Annotated in this window: 18 protein-coding genes and 1 pseudogene; 12 read left to right on the forward strand and 7 right to left on the reverse strand. The window is 62.1% G+C overall.

What is annotated here, in order from left to right; translation table 11 throughout:
- Positions 1-25: 25 nt before the first annotated feature.
- Genes GFU70_RS14660 through hpaI form a run of 4 tightly spaced genes read left to right on the forward strand, consistent with a single transcriptional unit; the run spans position 26 to position 3,403 of the window.
- Entirely contained in the window at positions 26-418 is a 393-nt protein-coding gene (locus GFU70_RS14660; protein WP_058544367.1) for a 5-carboxymethyl-2-hydroxymuconate Delta-isomerase, read from the forward strand.
- Positions 419-470: 52 nt separating this feature from the next.
- On the forward strand, positions 471-1,775 hold the full coding sequence (locus tag GFU70_RS14665) for an MFS transporter (protein WP_064107090.1): 1,305 nt from the start codon (positions 471-473) through the stop codon (positions 1,773-1,775).
- A gap of 12 nt (positions 1,776-1,787) precedes the next feature.
- Entirely contained in the window at positions 1,788-2,591 is an 804-nt protein-coding gene (gene hpaH, locus GFU70_RS14670) for a 2-oxo-hept-4-ene-1,7-dioate hydratase (protein ID WP_153388298.1), read from the forward strand.
- A gap of 14 nt (positions 2,592-2,605) precedes the next feature.
- Entirely contained in the window at positions 2,606-3,403 is a 798-nt protein-coding gene (gene hpaI / locus GFU70_RS14675) for a 4-hydroxy-2-oxoheptanedioate aldolase (RefSeq protein WP_116642166.1), read from the forward strand.
- 211 nt (positions 3,404-3,614) lie between these two features.
- Here the strand turns inward: hpaI and hpaR are convergent, their stop codons facing one another.
- From hpaR to GFU70_RS14690, 3 genes are all read right to left on the reverse strand, one after another.
- Complete coding sequence (gene hpaR, locus GFU70_RS14680; protein WP_014338027.1) at positions 3,615-4,037, reverse strand: homoprotocatechuate degradation operon regulator HpaR; 423 nt, start codon at positions 4,035-4,037, stop codon at positions 3,615-3,617.
- Positions 4,038-4,300: 263 nt separating this feature from the next.
- The gene (locus GFU70_RS14685; protein ID WP_153388299.1) at positions 4,301-5,242 is read right to left on the reverse strand and encodes a p-hydroxyphenylacetate 3-hydroxylase reductase component; all 942 of its coding nucleotides are present in this window, start codon (positions 5,240-5,242) and stop codon (positions 4,301-4,303) included.
- 65 nt (positions 5,243-5,307) lie between these two features.
- Positions 5,308-6,477 carry a p-hydroxyphenylacetate 3-hydroxylase oxygenase component gene (locus GFU70_RS14690; protein ID WP_153388300.1) on the reverse strand — a complete coding sequence of 390 codons (1,170 nt, stop codon included), beginning with the start codon at positions 6,475-6,477 and terminating at the stop codon, positions 5,308-5,310.
- 311 nt (positions 6,478-6,788) lie between these two features.
- Between GFU70_RS14690 and GFU70_RS14695 the strand changes: the two genes are divergently transcribed.
- From GFU70_RS14695 to GFU70_RS14720, 6 genes are all read left to right on the forward strand, one after another.
- On the forward strand, positions 6,789-8,087 hold the full coding sequence (locus tag GFU70_RS14695) for an NAD(P)/FAD-dependent oxidoreductase (RefSeq protein ID WP_058544307.1): 1,299 nt from the start codon (positions 6,789-6,791) through the stop codon (positions 8,085-8,087).
- Positions 8,088-8,362: 275 nt separating this feature from the next.
- Positions 8,363-8,728: a cupin domain-containing protein gene (locus tag GFU70_RS14700; protein WP_058544308.1), complete on the forward strand. Its 366-nt coding sequence runs from the start codon at positions 8,363-8,365 to the stop codon at positions 8,726-8,728.
- A 51-nt stretch (positions 8,729-8,779) separates the two neighbouring features.
- Positions 8,780-9,439, forward strand: a complete 660-nt coding sequence (locus tag GFU70_RS14705; protein WP_058544309.1) for a helix-turn-helix transcriptional regulator — start codon at positions 8,780-8,782, stop codon at positions 9,437-9,439.
- Positions 9,440-9,517: 78 nt separating this feature from the next.
- A complete protein-coding gene (locus GFU70_RS14710; protein WP_153388301.1) occupies positions 9,518-10,339 on the forward strand; it encodes a molybdenum cofactor biosynthesis F family protein in 822 nt (273 codons plus the stop codon).
- On the forward strand, positions 10,332-11,132 hold the full coding sequence (locus GFU70_RS14715) for an SDR family NAD(P)-dependent oxidoreductase (RefSeq protein WP_153388302.1): 801 nt from the start codon (positions 10,332-10,334) through the stop codon (positions 11,130-11,132). Before GFU70_RS14710 ends, GFU70_RS14715 begins: the two co-directional genes overlap by 8 nt.
- A complete protein-coding gene (locus GFU70_RS14720; protein ID WP_153388303.1) occupies positions 11,125-11,892 on the forward strand; it encodes an SDR family oxidoreductase in 768 nt (255 codons plus the stop codon). Before GFU70_RS14715 ends, GFU70_RS14720 begins: the two co-directional genes overlap by 8 nt.
- Before the next feature lie 182 nt (positions 11,893-12,074).
- Here the strand turns inward: GFU70_RS14720 and feaR are convergent, their stop codons facing one another.
- From feaR to GFU70_RS14735, 3 genes are all read right to left on the reverse strand, one after another.
- Positions 12,075-13,037 (reverse strand): transcriptional regulator FeaR, encoded by a 963-nt coding sequence (gene feaR / locus GFU70_RS14725; protein WP_116642161.1) that lies wholly within the window; start codon positions 13,035-13,037, stop codon positions 12,075-12,077.
- A gap of 123 nt (positions 13,038-13,160) precedes the next feature.
- Positions 13,161-13,781: a DUF3156 family protein gene (locus GFU70_RS14730; protein ID WP_058544314.1), complete on the reverse strand. Its 621-nt coding sequence runs from the start codon at positions 13,779-13,781 to the stop codon at positions 13,161-13,163.
- On the reverse strand, positions 13,726-15,225 hold the full coding sequence (locus tag GFU70_RS14735; RefSeq protein ID WP_116642160.1) for an APC family permease: 1,500 nt from the start codon (positions 15,223-15,225) through the stop codon (positions 13,726-13,728). Before GFU70_RS14735 ends, GFU70_RS14730 begins: the two co-directional genes overlap by 56 nt.
- Before the next feature lie 293 nt (positions 15,226-15,518).
- Here GFU70_RS14735 and GFU70_RS14740 point away from each other — a divergent pair, with 293 nt between their 5' ends.
- The gene (locus tag GFU70_RS14740; protein WP_058544316.1) at positions 15,519-16,844 is read left to right on the forward strand and encodes an alginate export family protein; all 1,326 of its coding nucleotides are present in this window, start codon (positions 15,519-15,521) and stop codon (positions 16,842-16,844) included.
- A 159-nt stretch (positions 16,845-17,003) separates the two neighbouring features.
- On the opposite strand, the pseudogene GFU70_RS28940 reads toward GFU70_RS14740, so the two are convergent.
- A pseudogene (locus tag GFU70_RS28940) lies at positions 17,004-17,963 on the reverse strand (methyl-accepting chemotaxis protein); the annotation flags it as partial.
- Between the two features lie 208 nt (positions 17,964-18,171).
- On the opposite strand from GFU70_RS28940, the gene GFU70_RS14750 reads away from it, so the two are divergent.
- Positions 18,172-19,659 (forward strand): aldehyde dehydrogenase family protein, encoded by a 1,488-nt coding sequence (locus GFU70_RS14750; protein ID WP_153388304.1) that lies wholly within the window; start codon positions 18,172-18,174, stop codon positions 19,657-19,659.
- Positions 19,660-19,661: the final 2 nt, after the last annotated feature.

Consider the following 19,661-nt stretch of genomic DNA (forward strand, 5'->3'; position numbering starts at 1 on the left):
CCCGTGCGGCCTGAAGGAGCCGTTCATGCCCCATTTCATTGCCGAATACACCGACAACATCGAACAACAAGCCGACCTGCCCGGCCTGTTTGAAAAGGTCCACGCCTTGCTGGGCGACAGCGGCGTGTTCCCCCTGGGTGGCATCCGCAGCCGCGGCGTGCGCCTGGACACCTGGCGCATGGCCGACGGCAAGCACGATTACGCCTTCGTGCACATGACCTTGAAAGTCGGCCATGGTCGTGACCTGGCCACCCGCCAGAAAGTTGCGGAAAAACTCTTCGAGGTGATCACCGCGCACTTCGCCGAGCTCCAGGCCCAACGCCTGCTGGCCCTGTCGTTCGAGATGACCGAGCTGCACGAACAGCTCAACTTCAAGGCCAACAACGTGCATGCCTTCCTCAAGGCCCAGGCCACTTAAACCCGTCTGCCCCGCACTCCCCATCGGCCCCTCTGACAAAAAGTACAAGATCATGAGCACAGCCAATACCGCCGACACTGCCGGCACCGTCGCGCACGACCGCACCCATGCCACCATCACCTGGCGGCTGATGCCGCTGCTGCTGGTCTGTTACCTCTTTGCCCACCTGGACCGCATCAACATCGGCTTCGCCAAGATGCAGATGAGCGCCGACCTGCAGTTCAGCGACACGGTCTACGGCTTCGGCGCCGGGCTGTTCTTCATCGCCTATGCGCTGTTCGGGGTGCCCAGCAACATGGCCCTGGACCGGGTCGGTCCGCGGCGCTGGATCGCCACGCTGATGGTGGTCTGGGGCGCCTTGTCCACCGGTATGTTCCTCATCGACAGCGCCGCCGGTTTCTACGTATTGCGCTTTCTGCTGGGCGTGGCCGAGGCCGGTTTCTTTCCTGGCATCCTGGTCTTTCTCAACCGCTGGTATCCGGCCCGGCGCCGGGCCCAGGTGACCGCGTTGTTTGCCATCGCCGTGCCCATGGCCGGGGTGATTGGCGGGCCGTTGTCCGGCGGCATTCTCGAGCATTTCCATGATCTTGGTGGCCTGCGCGGCTGGCAATGGATGTTCGTCATCGAAGGGCTGCCGGTGATCCTGCTCGGCCTTGTCGTGCTCAAGTGCCTGCCGGACAATTTCGAGACGGTCAAGTGGCTCACACCGCAAGCCAAACAGCAGCTGCGCGAACAATTGAGCCTTGAAGAACAGCGCAAATCCATCACCTCGTTTTCGGCGATCCTCAACAATCGGCAGGTGTGGTTGTTGGTGGCGGTGTACTTCGCCGTGATGCTGGCGGTGAACACCCTGGCCTTCTGGATGCCCACCCTGATCCACGGCGCCGGCATCGGCAGCGACGGCAAGGTCGGGCTGCTCAGCGCGGTGCCCTACCTGGCCGGCTGTTTTTTCATGATCGGCTGCGGGCGTTCCTCCGACCGCCATCGCGAACGTCGCTGGCACCTGTGCGTGCCACTGTTGATGGCGGCGCTGGGCATTGCGGTCACCGGGCTCTCACCCGGCAATCCGACCCTGGTACTGAGCGGCCTGATTGTCGCCGGCATGGGCGCCAGTGCGGCGTTGCCGATGTTCTGGCAACTGCCGCCAGCCTTCCTGTCCAACGGCACCCAGGCCGCCGGTATCGCACTGATCAGCTCCTTCGGCAGCATCGCCTCATTCTTCGCGCCCTACCTGATCGGCTGGATGCGCGACACCACCCAGAGCGCCAGCCTCGCCTTGTATGTGCTGGCCCTGCTCATCGCCCTTGGCGGCTTGCTGGTGCTGCGCACCCGGGCCGCCATCGTCAACCCTCAATAAGAGACCCTTGCCATGCTTGACCAGAACTTCATCCAGCAAGCCGCCACCCGCCTCGACCAGGCCGAACGCTCCCGCGAGCAGGTGCGGCAGTTTTCCCTCGACCACCCGGACATCACCATTGAGGATGCCTACGCCATCCAGCGCGCCTGGGTCGCGCAGAAAATCAAGGACGGCCGCAAGCTGGTCGGCCACAAGATCGGCCTGACCTCCCGGGCCATGCAGGTGTCGTCGAACATCACCGAGCCGGACTTCGGTGCGCTGCTGGATGACATGTTCTTTGACGAAGGCACCGACATCCCGTTCGAGCGTTTCATCGTGCCACGGGTGGAAGTGGAACTGGCGTTCATACTCGGCAAGCCGTTGAAGGGTCCGAACGTGACGGTGTTCGACGTGCTCGACGCCACCGATTGGGTGATCCCGGCGCTGGAAATCATCGATGCGCGCATCCAGCAGGTCGACCCGCAGACCAAGGCGACCCGCAAGGTGTTCGACACCATCTCCGACAACGCCGCCAATGCCGGCGTGGTCATGGGCGGTCGCGCCGTACGTCCGACCGAGATCGACCTGCGCAAGGTGCCGGCGGTGCTCTACCGCAACGGCGTGATCGAAGAGTCCGGCGTCTCGGCGGCGGTGCTCAATCACCCGGCCAAAGGCGTGGCCTGGCTGGCGAACAAACTGGCGGCTTATGACGTCACCCTGCAACCGGGACAGATCATCCTCGGCGGCTCCTTCACCCGCCCCGTGGCAGCCAACCCCGGCGACACCTTTCATGTCGACTACGACATGCTCGGTTCCATCGCCTGCCGTTTCGTCTGATCGGAGACCGTTTCATGGACATGCCCATCAATACCTTCAAGCAACGCCTGCGCAGCGGCGAGGCGCAGATCGGCCTGTGGCTGGGGTTGGCCGATGCCTACTGTGCGGAACTGGCGGCCAACGCCGGCTTCGACTGGCTGCTGATCGACGGTGAACACGCGCCCAACGACTTGCGCACCCTGCTCGGCCAGCTCCAGGCCGTGGCGCCCTACCCCAGCCAGCCGGTGATACGCCCGGTGATCGGTGACACTGCGCTGATCAAGCAAGTGCTCGATATCGGCGTGCAGACCCTGCTGGTGCCGATGGTGGAAAGCGCCGACCAGGCGCGCGAACTGGTGCGCGCCATGCACTACCCGCCCCATGGTGTACGCGGCGTCGGCAGCGCACTGGCCCGGGCGTCACGCTGGAACAGCATCCCCGGTTACCTCGACAAGGCCGATGAACAGATGTGCCTGTTGGTCCAGATCGAGAGCTGCGAAGGCCTGGCCAACCTGGATGCCATTGCGGCCGTGGAAGGTGTGGATGGGGTCTTTATCGGCCCGGCGGACCTGAGCGCGTCCATGGGGTTTCGTGGCAACCCCGGTCACCCGGATGTGCAAGCAGCCATCGAAGACGCCATCGCCCGCATCCGCCAGGCCGGCAAGGCGGCCGGGATTCTCAGCGCGGATGAAAAACTGGCCCGGCGCTATATCGAACTCGGCGCGGCGTTTGTCGCGGTGGGCGTGGATACCACGGTGTTGATGCGGGGCTTGCAGACACTCGCGGCGGCGTTCAAAGACACGCCAAAACCTGCGGCTGGCGGCGTGTACTGATAGCAACACAACCTCAGTGCCGAGGGAGCTTGCTCCCGCTGGTCTCTATAGGAGCTGGCGAAGCCTGCGATCTTTTGATCTTGATCTTGCACTTGGGATTCAAGCGTCTTTGGAAAGATCGCAGCCTCGCTCCGCTCGACAGCTCCTACACAGCTACAGGCCCAGCGGGAGCAAGCTCCCTCGCCACAAAAGCCGATCTCGCTTGGAGGTCTCAGCGCCTGATCGCCTTCAGGTCATTGAGCAACCCCAGCAACGTCTGCAATTTTTCCTCCCCTAACTTGTCCTGCAGACGCTGGTAATTCTCTTCCATGCTCTGGCTCATCGAATCGAAGCTCGCCTGCCCTTGCGGCGCCAGGCGCACCAGCACCCGCCGCTGATCCTGTTCGGCCTTGCGCCGCACCACCATGCCCGCCGCTTCCATGCGCACCAACACGCCGGTCATGCTGGGCTTGAGGATGCAGGCCAGCTCGGCCAGGCGATTGATCTCCAGCTCGTCGTGCTGGCTGAGAATACGGATGACTCGCCATTGCTGCTCGGTCAAGCCATGTTGATTGAGGGAAGGCCGGAAAAACCCCATGGCCGCTTCACGGGCCTGGAGCAGGGTCAGGGTCAAGGATTGGCGCAGCTTGGGCATGAGTAATGTTCGCGAAATAGATTTAGTTAATGAGTTAACTAAATCTTAACAGCTTCCAACTCATGCTGGCCTATCCGTTCACAGAATCTGGAACAAGCAATTGCCCTGTGACGAGATTGTATGGGCGGTGTAGGAGCTGTCGAGTGCAACGAGGCTGCGATCTTGTCCCAGACAATTGAGTCGAGAGCGAAAAATCAAAAGATCGCAGGCTTCGCCAGCTCCTACGGAGCCCAGCGGGAGCAAGGGAAGGTATCGATGCGCTCTCAAGCGCCCTTGATCACGCCCTTGAGCACTTGCTTGAAATGCTCGACCTGTTCCTCGCTGAACTGGTCGAACACCTTGTCCTGCTGCTCCTTGGCAATCGCCCAGAGTCCTTCGGTCTCATCGATACCCTTGGCAGTCAGGCGTACCCGCTCGCCTTCATCGCTCACCAGGCCCTTGCGCTTGAGGTTGGCCACGGCTTCTTCGATCTCGCGCGCCGGCATCGCCACTTCCCGCTGCAAGTCGCACAGGTTCAGCCCGGCGTCGTTCTCCAGCACCATCAACATCCGCGCCTCACTGGTGCGCAAGCCGGTGGACAACTGACGCGGCTGGTAGCTGGCCTGGTAGGCCCGCAGTGCCTGGGTCATCAGGTAATACAGGTTGTGGCTCAAGCGCCCCTGGAAGTGACTGCTCGGGGACTGGCCCTCTTCCCGTTTGGTCATGCGAGTGTGGGGCAGCACCATCGAGTAGGCGCCCTGGTGATAGAGCAATGGAGAGCGTCCGAAATCATCAAACGCCACGACCTTGCCGATCATGATCCAGTGATCGCCGCCATCGACCTGCTGGAATTTTTCACAGTGAAAACGCGCCGAGCAATCGACAAACACCGGGGCGCCGCCTTCGCCGGTCTCGAATTCGATTTGCGCGAAGCGGTCCTCCTTGGGTCGTGCGAAGTTGTTCGACAGGTCGATCTGGTCGGCGGCCAGCACGTTCACCGCAAAGTGGCTGGCGGCTTCGAACACGCCATGGCTGCTCGAGCGCTTGTCGATGCTCCACAGGATCAATGGCGGGTCCAGGGACACGGAGTTGAAACTGTTGGCCGTCACACCGACCTTGCGGCCATCTTCAGTGGCGGCGGTGACCACGGTCACGCCGGTGGCGAAGTTACCCAAGGCCCGGCGGAACGCGCGGGTATCGAAAGCGGTATCACAAAGACTGGACATGCAAGACTCCCGGCCGCCTCGAGCGACGGCCTCGATTATTGTTCTAGGGTTCAGCCAACAAGCGGTCAAACCATGGAAGGATCAGGCTCAAGGCCCATCAGCTCACGACCGAGAATCTGCGCACAGACATCGTAGTCGGTGTAGGCATGGGCGCCGGTCAGATGGGCGTCGCGAAACAGCCGTTGCAACTCGTTGTTTTCGAACCAGGCACCGCCGCCGGCTGCCTCCATCAAGCGGTCGACGGCCTGGATGCACATCTTGGTGGCGTAGCCCTGGTTGGTCCGCCAGAACACCAGGGTCTCCCGGCTGGGGTATTCGTGGCGCTCACCGTATTCGGCGTGCTCCTGCCAGGTTTTCTCCAGGAAGGCACGGGCCGCGGCCACCTGATGGGTCGACTCGGCCAGGCGCATCAACGCCGGGGTGGCGGCGCCGACTGCCGCACCGGTGTAGGCCCGCACGCGGTTGCGGGTTTTCTCGCGGAAAACCTCCAGCATACGTTCGGCCACGCCCAGGCTGACCGTGGAAAAACCACTGGCGAAGTAGGGTCGGTATGGCGAGTAGAAAATCTTGCTGTCGGGATACAGGCCGAATCCGCCGGACTTGCCCTCCATCATGTCCTTGGCTTTCTGGATCCGGTGTTCCGGCACGAAAGCGTTGTCGATGATCAAGGTCTTGCTGCCACTGCCGCGCATGCCCACCGCGAACCAGTCATCGCGAATCTCATAGTCGCTGCGCGGCAATACCGCAAAGCAGTAATCCTGGGTGCCTTCGGCGTTTTTACGGCGAAACCCCACGATCGCCCATTCGGCATGATCGCAGCCACTGCTCCAGCCCATTTCACCGCTGAACATCACACCGCCCTCGACTTCCTCGGTGCGGCCAAACGGCGCGATGCTGCTGCTGGCGGTGGCATCGGGATCATCGCCCCAGATTTCCTGCTGGGCCTTGGCCGGGAACATTGCCAACTGGTGGCTGTGGGTGCACAACAGGCTCATGGCCCAGGCCGTGCTGGCACAGGCACCGGCCAGCAGCGCGATGCAATCGGCGAACTGTGGCAGGGAAATTTCCATGCCCCCGTACTTTTTCGGCTGGAAGGCCTTGTGCATGCCGATGCCTTTGAGCAGGGCTATATTCTCGGCAGGGACGCTACGGTCCTTTTCCGCCTGGAAAGCGTTGGCGGCAATGACCGGCAGGATGGGCTTGAGGTCTTCGAGCAGCGGGTTTGGCTTTTTCATGGACAGGCTCTTTTATTATTGGCATCTGCCAATCCCGCCTTTGCCCGGCAACCTGAGGTTGCACAAACAGCGGGATCAGTGATTAAGGCCGGTCCAGTATGGGCAATCACGGGCAGGTGAAAAATGCACCTTCCAGATCCAAGATTGTACTTTTCATGGGCAGGTTTCAGCCCGATGGCGCGCTCGGTCAAATACCCCGGCACGGATGATCAAGACAGGCGCCCCCGCCAGGGCTCTTAATAGGGCCATCCCCTGCAATGCCTTGCGTAGGCGTTGCAACGGAGTTTCCTTTCACTTTGTCAGGTTGCGTCATGATCAATATCGAAACGCCCACCTATTACACGGCCACCAAGAAATACAACCTCAGCTTCCCCACGCTGGAACAGGACGTGGACGCCGATGTCGTGGTCATTGGCGGCGGTTTCTCCGGCATCAATACCGCGCTGGAGCTCGCCGAAAAAGGCATCACCAACATCGTGGTGCTGGAGGCGCGTTACCTGGGGTTCGGCGGCACCGGGCGCAATGGCGGACAGATCATGGCCGGCATCGGTCATGACCTGGAAAAGATCAAGAAGGACGTGGGTGAAGACGGCCTGCGCCAAGTCTTCGAGATCAGCGACCTGGGCGCCGACATCATCAAGGACCGTATCGCCAAGTACGACATCGATGCCGACTTCTGCCATGGCTACGGCTACATGGGCTTCAACGCGCGCCAGGAAAAAACCCTGCGGGCCTGGGAAAAAGACTTCAAGTCGATCAACAGCAAACACGAGATCCGTTTTCTCGGTGGCTCCGACGTGCAGCAGATCATCGGTTCCAAGGCCTACGGCAGCGCCTTGCTGCACATGGGCGGCGGGCATGTGCACTCGCTGAACCTGTTGCTGGGTGAGGCCAAGGCCTTGGTCAGCCACGGCGTGCGGATTTTCGAGAACAGCCCGGCCCTGGAAGTCAGCTATGGCGAACGCATCACCGTGCGTACCGGGCGTGGTTCGGTCAGGGCCAGCAAGCTGCTGTGGGCCTGCGACAGTTTCCTCAACAAGCTGGAACCGGAACTGCATCGCTCGACCATCAACACCTACGCTTTCCAGATGATGACCGAGCCGTTGTCGGACGAACTGATCCAGCGCATCAGCCCGATTCGCGGTGCCTACAGTGACATTCGCCCGGTGATCGACTACTACCGCGTCACCAACGAAAACCGCCTGCTGTTCGGTGCCGCGACGCCGTTGGTGGAGCACATCCCCCAGGATCTCAAGGCCTGGAACCGGCGCCTGATGCTCAAGATATTCCCGTACCTCAAGGACGTGAAGATCGACCTGGCCTGGGGTGGCCCGATGGCGTGCAGCCCGAACCTGTTCCCGCAGATCGGCACCCTGCCCGGCCGCAGCAACGCGTTTTTCGTCCAGGGTTACTCAGGCTTTGGCGTCACCCCGAGCCACATCATCTGCAAGGTGCTGGCCGAAGGCATGAGCGAAGGCTCAGCGCGCTACGACCTGGTCAGCTCGATCCACCGCCCGACCATCATCGGCAAAGACGCCATTCGCCCATTGCTGCTGACCGCCGGCAAGTCCTGGCATCAGCTGTCGGGCTACTGGAATGGCCGTCGCTGAGGTGAGCGGCTGAACACGAACCCTGTGGCGAGGGAACGCCCCAACACCACCGCCGAACCGGACCGTAGGAGCTGTCGAGTGAAACGAGGCTGCGATCTTTCCCTTGACCATTGAGTCGAAAGCGAACGATCAAAATCAATAGATCGTCCGAACGCGGCCCGAGCCTTCGCCAGCTCCTACAGGTCCAGCGGTGCGATGTGATGGTTCATCAACCCCCACGTCACAAAAGCCCCACCCAATTTCACTGTTTCTTTCACTCATCAGGAGTCACTGCCATGCCCCTTATTACCCTCGAAAAAAACATCCAGCTGTCCGACCTGGACGCCTGGGGCACCGTCGCCGACCTCGGTTCGCAGATTCTCGAAGGCGAAGTCAAAGCCTTCGGCAAGATGACCTTCGGCGCACCGACCGATCCCGTCAGCAGCGCCTACTTCGGCACCACCCAAGGCAAGTTCCGGATGGTCTATCCCTTCGCCGAACAAGCCATCGTGGTCACCGGTGAAGTGGTGCTCACCGACGAGGCCACCGGCCAGAGCACCCGCTACAAGGCCGGCGACAGCTGGTTCGTGACCAAGGGTACGCCGGTGCTGTGGGAAGTGGTCAGCGAGAGTTTCGTCAAACACTATTTCGCGGTAGCCTGATCGGAACCGGCTGCCGAACCCACCGGCAGCCCTCTTGGCGAAGGTGCGACCATGAACGTCATCCCCACCCAGGCCATCGCCGGCCAATGCCTGCACGCGTTCACCCAGCTCGTTCCCGTCAGTCGGGCGGCGTTCTACTGTGTTGATCGGCAGCTGCAAGTCCATGACTTCAGCCTGCATGGGATGAGCGGCGAGATGCACCGCGACTACCTGGACAACTACCGCCAGTTCGACCCGCTGCACCCGCGTCACTGCGTGTCCAGCGAGCTGGCCGTGGTGCCGTTGGGCCTGGCGATGGCCCGCCAACCGCTGCGTGACAACCATCGTTATCGCGACTTCCTGCAGCGCTACGGCGTGGTCGACGTCGTGGAAGTCTTCGCCCATCGGGACGGTCAGCCCCAAGCCGCGATTTCGCTGTTGCGCACCGCCGAGCAAGGCGCTTTCACCAGCCAGCAGTTGAGCCAACTCAGCGCGTTGCAGACCTTGCTGCAACTGGCCGTGGCCCATTTGCCCAGCCATGAGGACCCCTTGGGCGACTTGACGCCCAAGGAGCGCCAGATCGCCTGGCTGCTGCGCCAAGGCGTCAGTAACAAACAATTGGCCCGGGAGCTGGGGGTGGGCTTGCCGACCATCAAGACTCACTTGATCCACCTGTTCCGCAAGGTTGGCGTGAGCAGCCGTACCGAGTTGGTCAGCGCACTGTTCCTCTAGTCAACCATTTGGTTGATAGGCCGCCGTTGCCAGGCACCGCATGATCCGAGTGGCTAATTCAACCACCGGAGCCTTGCAATGAGCACTTCTTCAGACTGGATCACCGTCGGCGCCCTGGCCGATGGCTTTGCCCCCGAAGCCTTCATCCTGCCAAACCTGGCCGACCTGGACGGCAAGACCTTCACCCTGCACTTCGCCAATGGCTGGCAGATCGAGCATCGCTTCGAGCAGGATACCCTGACCTGGAACGCCGCCGATGGACTCTCCAGCGGCACCGCGACCTACCGGGCCACATCCGTACGCCCGGGCCTGTACCTGGTGGACTTCATCAAGCGCGAAGGCGAGCTGACCTCGTCGGTAAGCCTGGTGCTCGATACCGCCAGCGCCGCCTTCACCGCCGTGATCGGCCGCATGCCGAGCCAGCAAGAAACCGGCGAAGGCCTCTATAGCCGGGCGCTGGCCGGCAAGCCCCTGACCTCGGTTCAAGCCCAGTTCCTGCACGGCAGCCTCGACCGTCCCTGGCAGCCTGGCCTGTGCCCGCATGCACCGACCACCGAACTGGTGGGGCTGCGCAACCTGTATCGCTATAGCCCGAGCGAAGTCTACGAACACATCTACCTCAACGACCAGTTCTACTCGTGGCAGTGCCTCAAGGGCGTTGAACAAGGCCTGTGCGACACCGATCGCTGCGACACCTACAAGATCGCCGACCAGTTGTACCTGTTCGTGTGGCGGGAAAAGATCATCCCGACCCTGGGCCTGGTGCTGATCGACCTGCAACAGCACCGCAGCGACGGCAAGATCTTCGGCTACGCCGGTGCGTCGTTCGATGAGTTCTCCAATTTCCCGGTCAGTTCCTACTGCCAGGTGCTCAACCAGACGGAGTACCCCGATGCCTGAATTACGCACCGTCGTGATCACGGGCGCCGGCACCGGTATCGGTGCGGCCTGCGCCCGCCTGTATGCCGCCGAAGGCGCCAACCTGGTATTGATCGGCCGACGCCGCGAGCCCCTGGAAACTCTCGCCGAGGAAATCGGCGGCCTGGTGCTGGTGGGCGATGCGGCCTGCCCGAGCACCTGGGACAGCTTCATCGAGCAGATTCGCACGCGTTATGGCCGACTCGACGTGCTGCTGGCCTGTGCCGGTGGCTTGGGCATGGGCAGCGCCACCGAGACCCCGCCATCGGCCTGGGAAGCGGCCATGCGCAGTAATCTCGACAGCGCCTTCTACAGCGCCCGGGCGTGCCTGCCGCTGCTACAGGAAAGTGCCGGCAACATCGTGCTGATCGCCTCCATTGCTTCCTTGGCGGCAGGCCCGCACGTGTGCGGCTACACCACCGCCAAGCATGCGCTGTTGGGCCTCAACCGCTCCCTGGCAAGGGATTACGGGCCTCACGGCGTACGGGTCAACGCGCTCTGCCCTGGCTGGGTCCGCACGCCAATGGCCGATGAAGAAATGCAGGTATTGATGCAGTTCCATGGCGAAACGTTGCAGCAGGCCTATGACCGGGTCTGCGCCGACGTGCCGTTGCGCAGGCCTGCCAGCGCCGAGGAAATCGCCAATGCCTGCCGTTTCCTGGCCTCGCCCGAGGCGTCGATCATCACCGGGGCGACGCTGGTGGCCGATGGCGGCTCCAGCATTGTCGACGTACCGACACTGGCTTTCAGCCGGATGGAGGCCAGCGATGCCTGAGGATCTGGATTTCAGCGGCCAGACCGTGCTGGTCACCGGAGGTGCCCAGGGCATTGGCCGGGCCATCGTCGAAGCGTTCGCCCTGCGCGGGGCCCGCGTGGTCATCGCCGACCTGGGCCTGGCGCGCGCCGAGGCGGTGGCCGACGAATTGACCGCCGGGGGCTGTCAGGTGCAAGCGGTGGGGATTGACCTGGCCGACGCCACGGCGATCTGCGCGATGATGGCCGAGCTGGAACAACGCGTGGGGAGGCTGGATATCCTGGTGCACAACGCCGGGTATTTTCCGCTGACACCGTTCGCCGAGATCACCCCATCGATGCTTGAGCGAACGCTGGCAGTGAACCTCTCTGCGCTGTTCTGGCTGACCCAGGCGGCGCTGCCGATGTTCCGGCGCCAGGGCCAAGGCTGCGTGCTGGTGACCTCTTCGGTCACCGGCCCGCGGGTGGCTTATCCAGGGCTCAGTCACTACGCGGCCTCCAAGGCCGGGGTCAATGGCTTCATTCGCAACGCCGCGCTGGAACTGGCGGCCGAGAATGTCCGCGTCAATGGCGTCGAGCCGGGCATGATTGCAACACCGGCCATGGCGAATCTTGGCGACGATGAGGTCAACCAGGACATCGCCCGCCGGGTGCCGCTGGGTCGACTGGGCAAGCCGAGCGATATCGCCGGTGCGATGCTGTTCCTGGCATCGGGCCTGGCCGGTTATGTGACCGGGCAGACTTTGGTGGTCGATGGGGGTTCGACTTTGCCGGAGGTTTGAACCTGCGGGAGCGGTGCCTCGCTGACGATGGTGGTGAATGCTACACCGCCTTCGCAAGCAAGCCCGCTCCCACACTTTCCAATGTCATCCAAAAAAATCATGCTCATCACAAATCCCTTTGTGGGAGCGGGCTTGCTCGCGAAAGCGGTGGTTCAGACTGCAAAGCTATTGGATATGTCCACTCAAGCCACCCCCTGCCCCACCTGCAAACGGCTGGAACGAAACTCCTTGGGCGACAGCTCGAACTGCTTCTTGAACGAACGGCTGAAATGCGCCGAATCGGTAAAGCCCCATTTGTAAGCGATCGAGGTAATGGACTCGTCCCGCAGGAACGGGTTGGTCAGGTCATCGGCGCTGCGCTTGAGCCGGGCACGCTGGATGTAGCGGCAAACGCTGTCATCCTGCTCTTCGAACAAACGATACAGATGCCGCACCGAAATATTCAGCCGATTGGCCAGGCCCACCGGGCTGAGGCCGGGCTGGGTCAATGACTCGTCGATGACCTTCTGCACATAGCTGCGCAAGTGGCTGCCCTGCAAGGCAGCCCCCTCGTCACGGGCATCGCTGCCGTGTTCCAGGGCCGAGCCCAACAGCGAAACGAAGGCACTCTGCAAGGCCTCACCTTCACCCGCTGCGCCCTCGCCGTCCGGCGTGTCCTTGCACAGCTGGTCCATCAACACATGCAGCATTCGCCCACACGCCTTGCTGGACGAAACCTTGCCAAAGGTCTTGGTTTCACCGCCCAGTTGCCTCGACACGTCCTGGCGAGACAAGGACAGCACCGCGTGCTCGATCAGGCCGAACGGGGTGATTTCAAGCGCCCCCACTGAATCCATCAACAACAATTCACCGGGCGCCAACTGGATGCTCTGACCGTTCTGGGTAATGCGGCAGTAGCCACTGCGCTGGCTGACCAGGAGGCAATCCTGGTCATCATCGTGATCGGCGTTGGGCGAGTGACGCTTGATGTTACCGGCGTTGGTGCGCAGGTTCGCGAGGGCAAGGCCCCCACGCTGGAAATTCGACACTTCACCAATAAACAGCGAGCGATTGAAGGCCAGCTCGGTAACGAAGTGACCGCAAGTCGCCCGCAGATCCCGGTTCCAGGTGTCCAGACCATCCTGCCCAACCTGTTGCATGCTCATGGCATTCTCCGCAATGGCTTATTGTTTTTGTACGGCAATAGTTAACATGTTATCTATATGCGCGCAACAAGTACCTGATCGCCAGAGCAGTAGCAGGAATGATGCCAGGGTAGAACAAAGGAATCAGAGCGTTGCCAACACCCTCTGCAGGCCGCTCAAGGTCGTCAGCAAGACGGCGCGCTGCTCCCGGCTCAACGGGATATAGCGACGAAAGGCCGGCATGCGATTGACCACTTCGCTACCGCCCATGTGTTCCAGGCGCACGCACCACTGGTGTCCCTGCAGATCGATGCGCAGACGTTTGAAATCCAGCGGCATGAGCGCCTGGTACAGCGCAGGATCCTTCTCCACCGCCGCCTGCAACCGGGTCGCCAGATCACTGCGCCCGTCCCGCTGTCGGCAACGAATGCCGCTACGCCGAACAGCCCCACCGTGGTGCAGTTCCAGGCGCGCCGTGCCCTCTCGGGAAGCAGGCACGCGCAGGACGAACTCGGTCATCACCAGGTGCATCAACAGCTGCGACTCGGTGCGTTCGACAATCTCCAACTGCAAGCTGCCGTCGTCGGTGGCTGCCGTCGCCATAGCCGGGCCCGCCACCTCGAATCGCGCCAGCGCCAGGTTGCGCCGCAGATGCTCCAGGGTCACCCCAGGCCGATAACCGGCCGGGGCGCGCCGGGCGCTGAACAACTCAGACAATTTTTGCAGCAGGGTCGACAAACTCGCCCGCATGTTGCCCTGGCTCATGGGAGAACTCCTTGGCCAGCACGTCTTCCACAGACGCCGGCTTGAATGGATTGACTTTCTGTACCACCAGGGTCCAGAACAAGGCGTACGCTGCGGTGCCACCGAGCATCACCGCAAAGGGCACATAGATGTCCGCCGGATTCATGCCGGGCGGTGTGATGAACCACATGCCCAGCACAATGCCGACACTGGACAGGATCTGTGGCAACGGGAACCACGGCGAGCGATAGGCCCGCGGCAGATCAGGGCGACGAATCCGCAGGCTGACCACCGACACGGTCACCAGCAGGTAGGCAAAACTCCAGGCGCACACCGCGGCCAACACCAGGTGCATGATGTTGTCGGTATTGCCGCCCAGCCACAACGCATGCAGGCAAGGAATCAGCATCGCCACCAGGATGCACAGCAGCGGCGTCTTGAAGCGTGGATGCAGATAAGTGAAAGCCTTCGGCAACGCGCCGTCCACCGCCATGCCGTAGAGAATCCGCGGTACACCGGCCATCAGGGTGTTGATGGTCGCCGCACCGGCAAACAGAAAGCCGATGCCCAGCCACATCGGGCCGATATCGCCCATGACCTGTTCGGCGAACCGTGGAATGGCCATGGGCGTGTCCAGCAGATGCACGCCAGTGGCGGCATCGAGCAGCACGTTTTCCACCTGGCGCTTCATGGCTGCACCGTAGATGAACATGCAGGTGGCGACGCTGAACAAGCCCAGCATCATGGCCCGGGGCATGGTGCGGGCGGACTGGCGCAGGTCCGGCGCCAGCGGCGTGACGAATTCACAGCCGACAAACATGAACATAGCCATGCCCACCAGCGACAGCACCGTGACCATATCGGTGCCCACCACGGACGCACCAAACCAGCCCTCCAGCTCCACCGCCGGTGCGGCGATCAAGCCCAACACGCCGAAGACCATGAGGGTCGTCCACATGCCGAACGTCAGGATGATTTCGGCCCGGCCAAAAGCACTGACGCCGAAGGCATTGAGCACACCAAAGACCACCACGAACCCCACGCCCAGCAACCAGGAACCGCCTGCCGATTCGGCCAGGGTGTTGAGGTGTTCGAAGTTCACCAGGGCCATGACACCGGCCAGGATGGTCTCGGCGGTGCCGGCAAACACATGGACAATCAGGTAGGCCGACAATGTCCCGGTAATCGCAAAGAAACGGCCCATGCCACAGTTGATGTAGTCATAGACCGAGCCGGTGGTCGGGAGAATCGATGCTGCCTCGGCAAACGTCGTCGCCTGGGCCAGCATCATTACCACGGCGATCAGCATTGCCACGGCAAAGGCGCTGCCGCCGATGCCAAAGCCCATGGTCGCGGTGAGAATCACGGGGCTTGCCATGATCAGGCCAATGGTGCTGGCCAACGCGGTGGGAAAACCCACCGAACCTCGGTTCAAGTGCTCGGTGAGCCTGTCATTGATCGACATGGTGCAAGGTCCTCGAAAGCGGATTTTTAGTATGGATGCCACAGCCGTCCAGGAGCCGGCGATCATGCCTTCCCCAACCGGTTCCTGATCGAAACGGCGTTGCGTGCAGCATTACTCTGCGCCGCCCCCGCCCCGGGCGTCTTGCCCATGTCTGCCGCCGCTTTTGTTGCTGCCTGCCAACACCGCCACGCTGGCGGCCTGAGTCAATTCCATGGCAGGCAAGTGAAAGACTTCCCCCGCTGCCACTCCTCTTAATGCGCCCTCTACTGTCCTATTACACTGGGGAATCCACCATGGAGCACACACGCCGTTCATCTTTGCGCAACGCCATCGGCCTGGGCATCGCCCTGCTGAGTGCCAACTCGTCGGTCCAGGCTTATGAGCTTTACACCGACGAAGACACCACCGTCACCGGCAACTTCCTGGCGGTCTACGGACTGTTCAACAGCCGCAAGAACTACGACGGCACAGCCGGCGGTTCGAGCTGGCGCGAAGGTTTCATCAAGTATGGCCTGAGTATCGACCAGACACTCGGCGGCCTGGGCAGTGTCTACGGCACGGCCAACCTGGTCAGCTCCGGCACCTGGGGCGACGGCGACGCAGGCGGCTTGAGCGATGGTTCCGAGCGCACCACCAAGTTCGATGAAGCCTTTGCCGGCTGGCGTTCGGGGGAGCTGTTCCCGGCGCTGGGCAAGGACGGTGTCGACCTGTCCTACGGCCGCCAGGTGATCACCCTGGGCGACGGTTTCATCATCAACGATGATGGCCTGAACCTGGGCAAAGGCGTGGCCGATGGCGAGCTCAACCGCGGCGGCGCCTATTACCTGGCGGCCCGGCATGCCTTCGACAAAACCGCTGTGGTGCGCCTGGGCGGCAAGGAAGGCGTGCATGGCAGCCTGATGTGGATCAAGTCCGACAACCGCGCCCAGGCCAACACCGAAATGGCCGCCAGCACCCTGGAATACACCGCCGCGCCTGGCACCCTGGGGCTGACCTACATCCACGGCATCGATGTCGATGACCGCTACGCCAGCGATTTCCAGAAACAGCGCGAAGGCATGGACATCTACAGCCTGCGCGGCGCCGGGAATGCCGGCATCGAGAATGCCCACTTCTCCTTCGAGTATGCCTGGCAGGACAAGGACGCGGGCCCGGAGAAAGCCTGGTACACCGAAGCCGGCTACACCTTCGCCGACCTGCCCTGGACGCCGGACCTGACCTATCGCTACAGCCGCTACTCCAAGGATTGGGACTCGATGTTCAACGGCCAGAGCCGCGGCTATGGCACTTGGTTCCAGGGTGAAGTGGCGGGCAACTATGCCGGCCCGTTCAACAGCAACACCGCCATCCAGCACGTGGGCCTCAAGCTCAAGCCGGCAGAGACCGTGACCATTGGGGCGCTGTTCTTCGACTACCAGACCTTGCACACCCGTGAAGCGCTGAACCTCGACGCGCAGGAGCTGGACCTTTACGTGGAATGGGCGGTCAATGAGCACCTGATCGTCACGCCGCTGGTGGGCCTGTACAAGCCTGAGAAGGATGCGGACAGCGGTGGCAATCAGGTCGGCGGCAACGGCACCAACGTCTACAGCCAGTTGGTGGTGGCGGTTCCGTTCTAGACGGCCGACCGTAGGAGCTGCCGGAGGCTGCGATCTTTTGATCTTTCGCTTGGGACTCAAGTGTCTTTGGAAAGATCGCAGCCTCGTTGCACTCGACAGCTCCACACAGCTACACAGCTCTTACGCAGCTCCGGGGTACGGTTGCCGTGCTTATTTGTGCTGATGCAACATGGTCTGGATCTGATGGGTCGCCTGCCGGGTGCTTTGCGCCAGCTTGCGCACCTCATCGGCGACCACCGAGAAACCGCGCCCGACATCGCCGGCCCTGGCCGCCTCAATCGCGGCGTTCAAGGCGAGCAGATTGGTCTGGTCGGCGATGCCCTTGATCACCCCCACCACCGTGGCAATCTGGGCGTAGGTCACCTGGTTCTGTTCGAGCATGCGCTGGTGGGTGGACTGGGCCGAGCGCTCATCGCTGATATCGCGCACCGCCCCAATGACCCGCACCAGTTGCCCATGCGAGTCGCGCACCGCCCGACCGCGTTCACGACACCAGATGTAATCCCGGGTCTTGTGGCGCATCCGGTATTCAAAGACGTATTCACCGCTGCCCTGGGGGCCAAGGATTTCCCGGTCGAAAATGGCCATGATCTTGGGCAGGTCGTCCGGGTGGGTTATGCCGACCTGGGCATCCCAGCCATCGGGCAAGTCATCCGGCCCATAACCCAGCAGCGAACGGAATTGACTGGAAAAGCGCATGCCACTGGCCGGGTGTTGCAAATCACCGTTGACGACCGTGATATCCCAGCAGCCTTCAGTCAGGGTCGATTGCAGCAACTCCCAGATCTGCGCATCCTGGCGATGTTGCAGCAGCTGCTGGCGGTGTTCGTCCAGACGAGTTTCAAGCAGCTGCTCGCGCTCGCGGGCTGGCTCCAGTTGCTGGCGAGCCCTGTGCAACTCACGCTCGCTGTGCTGCCATTGCAGGGTTTGTGCCTGCAGCTGTGCTTCGACCTGATGCAAGTGTGCCGTCGTGCTCGCCATCTGCTGCGCATGCCGCTCAAGGACGGTGCGCAGTTGCGGATACGCGTCGAGCATTGGCGTGTCCTCCAGTTCGCCGGTCAGCACACGCTGCACCTGTGCAATCAACGCCAGTTTCTGTTTGTTGGTCTGGAGAAACATCGCCCGCCCCTATGCCATCAAGTCGAAACCCGGATCTGATCGCAAACCGGCCGGGCTGGCTTGTTCCTGCCTGCACGCCGCCTTGCACCTGGCTGCCAACCACGCAGGCTGGCAGCCACAGACATACGGCGCGGCAGGCACAGTCAAGCCGGACGCTCCTGTCGGGATTACCCTCGCAGCTTTCCCTATTCGCGATCAGGAAACCCTCATGAGCGATATTGCCCTGCTGCCTCAGGTCGAAGCCTTTCTCGCCAGACATCACGCCCTGTTCATCGACGGTGGTTATGTCCAAAGCCAGAGCAGCCAGACGCTGGACGTCGTCAACCCTGCTACCGGCCAAGTCATCGCCCAGGTCAGCGACGCCGCTCCCGCCGACATTGATGTGGCGGTGGCGTCGTCCCGCCGCGGCTTCAAGCAGTGGTCCCAAACGGCACCTGCGGTCCGCGGCCATGTGCTGCTCAAGTTGGCTGACTTGCTGGAACGCAACCGCGAAGAGCTGGCGCAGATCGAAACCTGCCAGTCGGGGAAGATCATCCACATCTCCCGGGCCTTCGAAGTCGACCAGGCCGCACATTTCCTGCGCTACTACGCCGGCTGGGCGACCAAGATCAACGGCGAGACGATCACCCCCTCATTGCCGTCCTTCGCGGGCGAACGCTACACCGCGTTCACCTTGCGCGAACCGGTCGGTGTGGTGGTCGGTATCGTGCCGTGGAATTTCTCCACCATGATCGCCATCTGGAAACTGGCCTCAGCCCTGGTGACCGGTTGCAGCATCATCATCAAGCCCAGCGAGTTCACCCCACTGACCATCCTGCGCATCGCTGAACTGGCCATCGAGGCCGGCCTTCCAGCCGGTGCCCTGAACGTGCTGACCGGCGGCGGCCAGGTGGGCAAAGGGCTGATCGAACACCCAGGCACCAACAAGGTCTCGTTCACCGGTTCCGTGCCCACCGGCCTGGCGGTGGGCCAGGCGGCCATGGGTGCCGGGTTGACTCGTGCGACCTTGGAGCTGGGCGGGAAGAATGCGGCGGGGTTCCTGCGTGATATCGACCCCGAGGTGGCGGTCAACGGCATCATCGAGGCGGGCTTTCTGCATTCGGGGCAGATCTGCGCTGCAGCGGAACGGTTCTTTGTCCATCGCTCGCAGATCGAGTCGATCATGGACGAACTGGCCCAGCGCCTGAGCAAACTCACCATCGGCTCGCCCCTGGACGAACGCACTGAATTCGGTCCGGTGACCAACCGCCAGCACCAGCACAAACTCGCAGAATTCTTCGCCAAGGCCCGTGCACAGAACAACACCATCGTCCATGGCGGCAAGCTGATCGATGGGCCGGGTTGCTATGTGGAGCCGACCATCATCCTCGCCCATCGCCGCGATGACAGCCTGCTCAACGAAGAAACCTTCGGCCCGATCGCCACGTTCTTCCCTTACGACAGTGAAGAGGAACTGCTGGAGCTGATGAACGATACCCCCTACGGCCTGAGCGCCAGCCTCTGGACCAACGACCTGGGCAAAGCCCTGCGCATGGTCCCCGCCATCGAAGCCGGTACGGTCTGGGTGAACATGCACACCCTGCTCGACCCGGCCGTGCCTTTTGGCGGCAGCAAATCTTCTGGGATAGGCCGTGAATTCGGCAGTGCATTCATTGACGACTACACCGAGCTGAAATCGGTGATGATCCGCTACTGAGG

Source organism: Pseudomonas brassicacearum (genome assembly GCF_009601685.2).
Classification (GTDB): Bacteria; Pseudomonadota; Gammaproteobacteria; order Pseudomonadales; family Pseudomonadaceae; genus Aquipseudomonas; species Aquipseudomonas kilonensis_B.

Excerpts from the sequence above, each read along its gene's own strand:
- GFU70_RS14660 (WP_058544367.1), top strand. The coding sequence starts at position 26 with ATGCCCCATTTCATTGCCGAATACACCGACAACATCGAACAACAAGCC.
- GFU70_RS14665 (WP_064107090.1), top strand. The coding sequence starts at position 471 with ATGAGCACAGCCAATACCGCCGACACTGCCGGCACCGTCGCGCACGAC.
- hpaH (WP_153388298.1), top strand. The coding sequence starts at position 1,788 with ATGCTTGACCAGAACTTCATCCAGCAAGCCGCCACCCGCCTCGACCAG.
- hpaI (WP_116642166.1), top strand. The coding sequence starts at position 2,606 with ATGGACATGCCCATCAATACCTTCAAGCAACGCCTGCGCAGCGGCGAG.
- hpaR (WP_014338027.1), bottom strand. The coding sequence starts at position 4,037 with ATGCCCAAGCTGCGCCAATCCTTGACCCTGACCCTGCTCCAGGCCCGT.
- GFU70_RS14685 (WP_153388299.1), bottom strand. The coding sequence starts at position 5,242 with ATGTCCAGTCTTTGTGATACCGCTTTCGATACCCGCGCGTTCCGCCGG.
- GFU70_RS14690 (WP_153388300.1), bottom strand. The coding sequence starts at position 6,477 with ATGAAAAAGCCAAACCCGCTGCTCGAAGACCTCAAGCCCATCCTGCCG.
- GFU70_RS14695 (WP_058544307.1), top strand. The coding sequence starts at position 6,789 with ATGATCAATATCGAAACGCCCACCTATTACACGGCCACCAAGAAATAC.
- GFU70_RS14700 (WP_058544308.1), top strand. The coding sequence starts at position 8,363 with ATGCCCCTTATTACCCTCGAAAAAAACATCCAGCTGTCCGACCTGGAC.
- GFU70_RS14705 (WP_058544309.1), top strand. The coding sequence starts at position 8,780 with ATGAACGTCATCCCCACCCAGGCCATCGCCGGCCAATGCCTGCACGCG.
- GFU70_RS14710 (WP_153388301.1), top strand. The coding sequence starts at position 9,518 with ATGAGCACTTCTTCAGACTGGATCACCGTCGGCGCCCTGGCCGATGGC.
- GFU70_RS14715 (WP_153388302.1), top strand. The coding sequence starts at position 10,332 with ATGCCTGAATTACGCACCGTCGTGATCACGGGCGCCGGCACCGGTATC.
- GFU70_RS14720 (WP_153388303.1), top strand. The coding sequence starts at position 11,125 with ATGCCTGAGGATCTGGATTTCAGCGGCCAGACCGTGCTGGTCACCGGA.
- feaR (WP_116642161.1), bottom strand. The coding sequence starts at position 13,037 with ATGAGCATGCAACAGGTTGGGCAGGATGGTCTGGACACCTGGAACCGG.
- GFU70_RS14730 (WP_058544314.1), bottom strand. The coding sequence starts at position 13,781 with ATGAGCCAGGGCAACATGCGGGCGAGTTTGTCGACCCTGCTGCAAAAA.
- GFU70_RS14735 (WP_116642160.1), bottom strand. The coding sequence starts at position 15,225 with ATGTCGATCAATGACAGGCTCACCGAGCACTTGAACCGAGGTTCGGTG.
- GFU70_RS14740 (WP_058544316.1), top strand. The coding sequence starts at position 15,519 with ATGGAGCACACACGCCGTTCATCTTTGCGCAACGCCATCGGCCTGGGC.
- GFU70_RS14750 (WP_153388304.1), top strand. The coding sequence starts at position 18,172 with ATGAGCGATATTGCCCTGCTGCCTCAGGTCGAAGCCTTTCTCGCCAGA.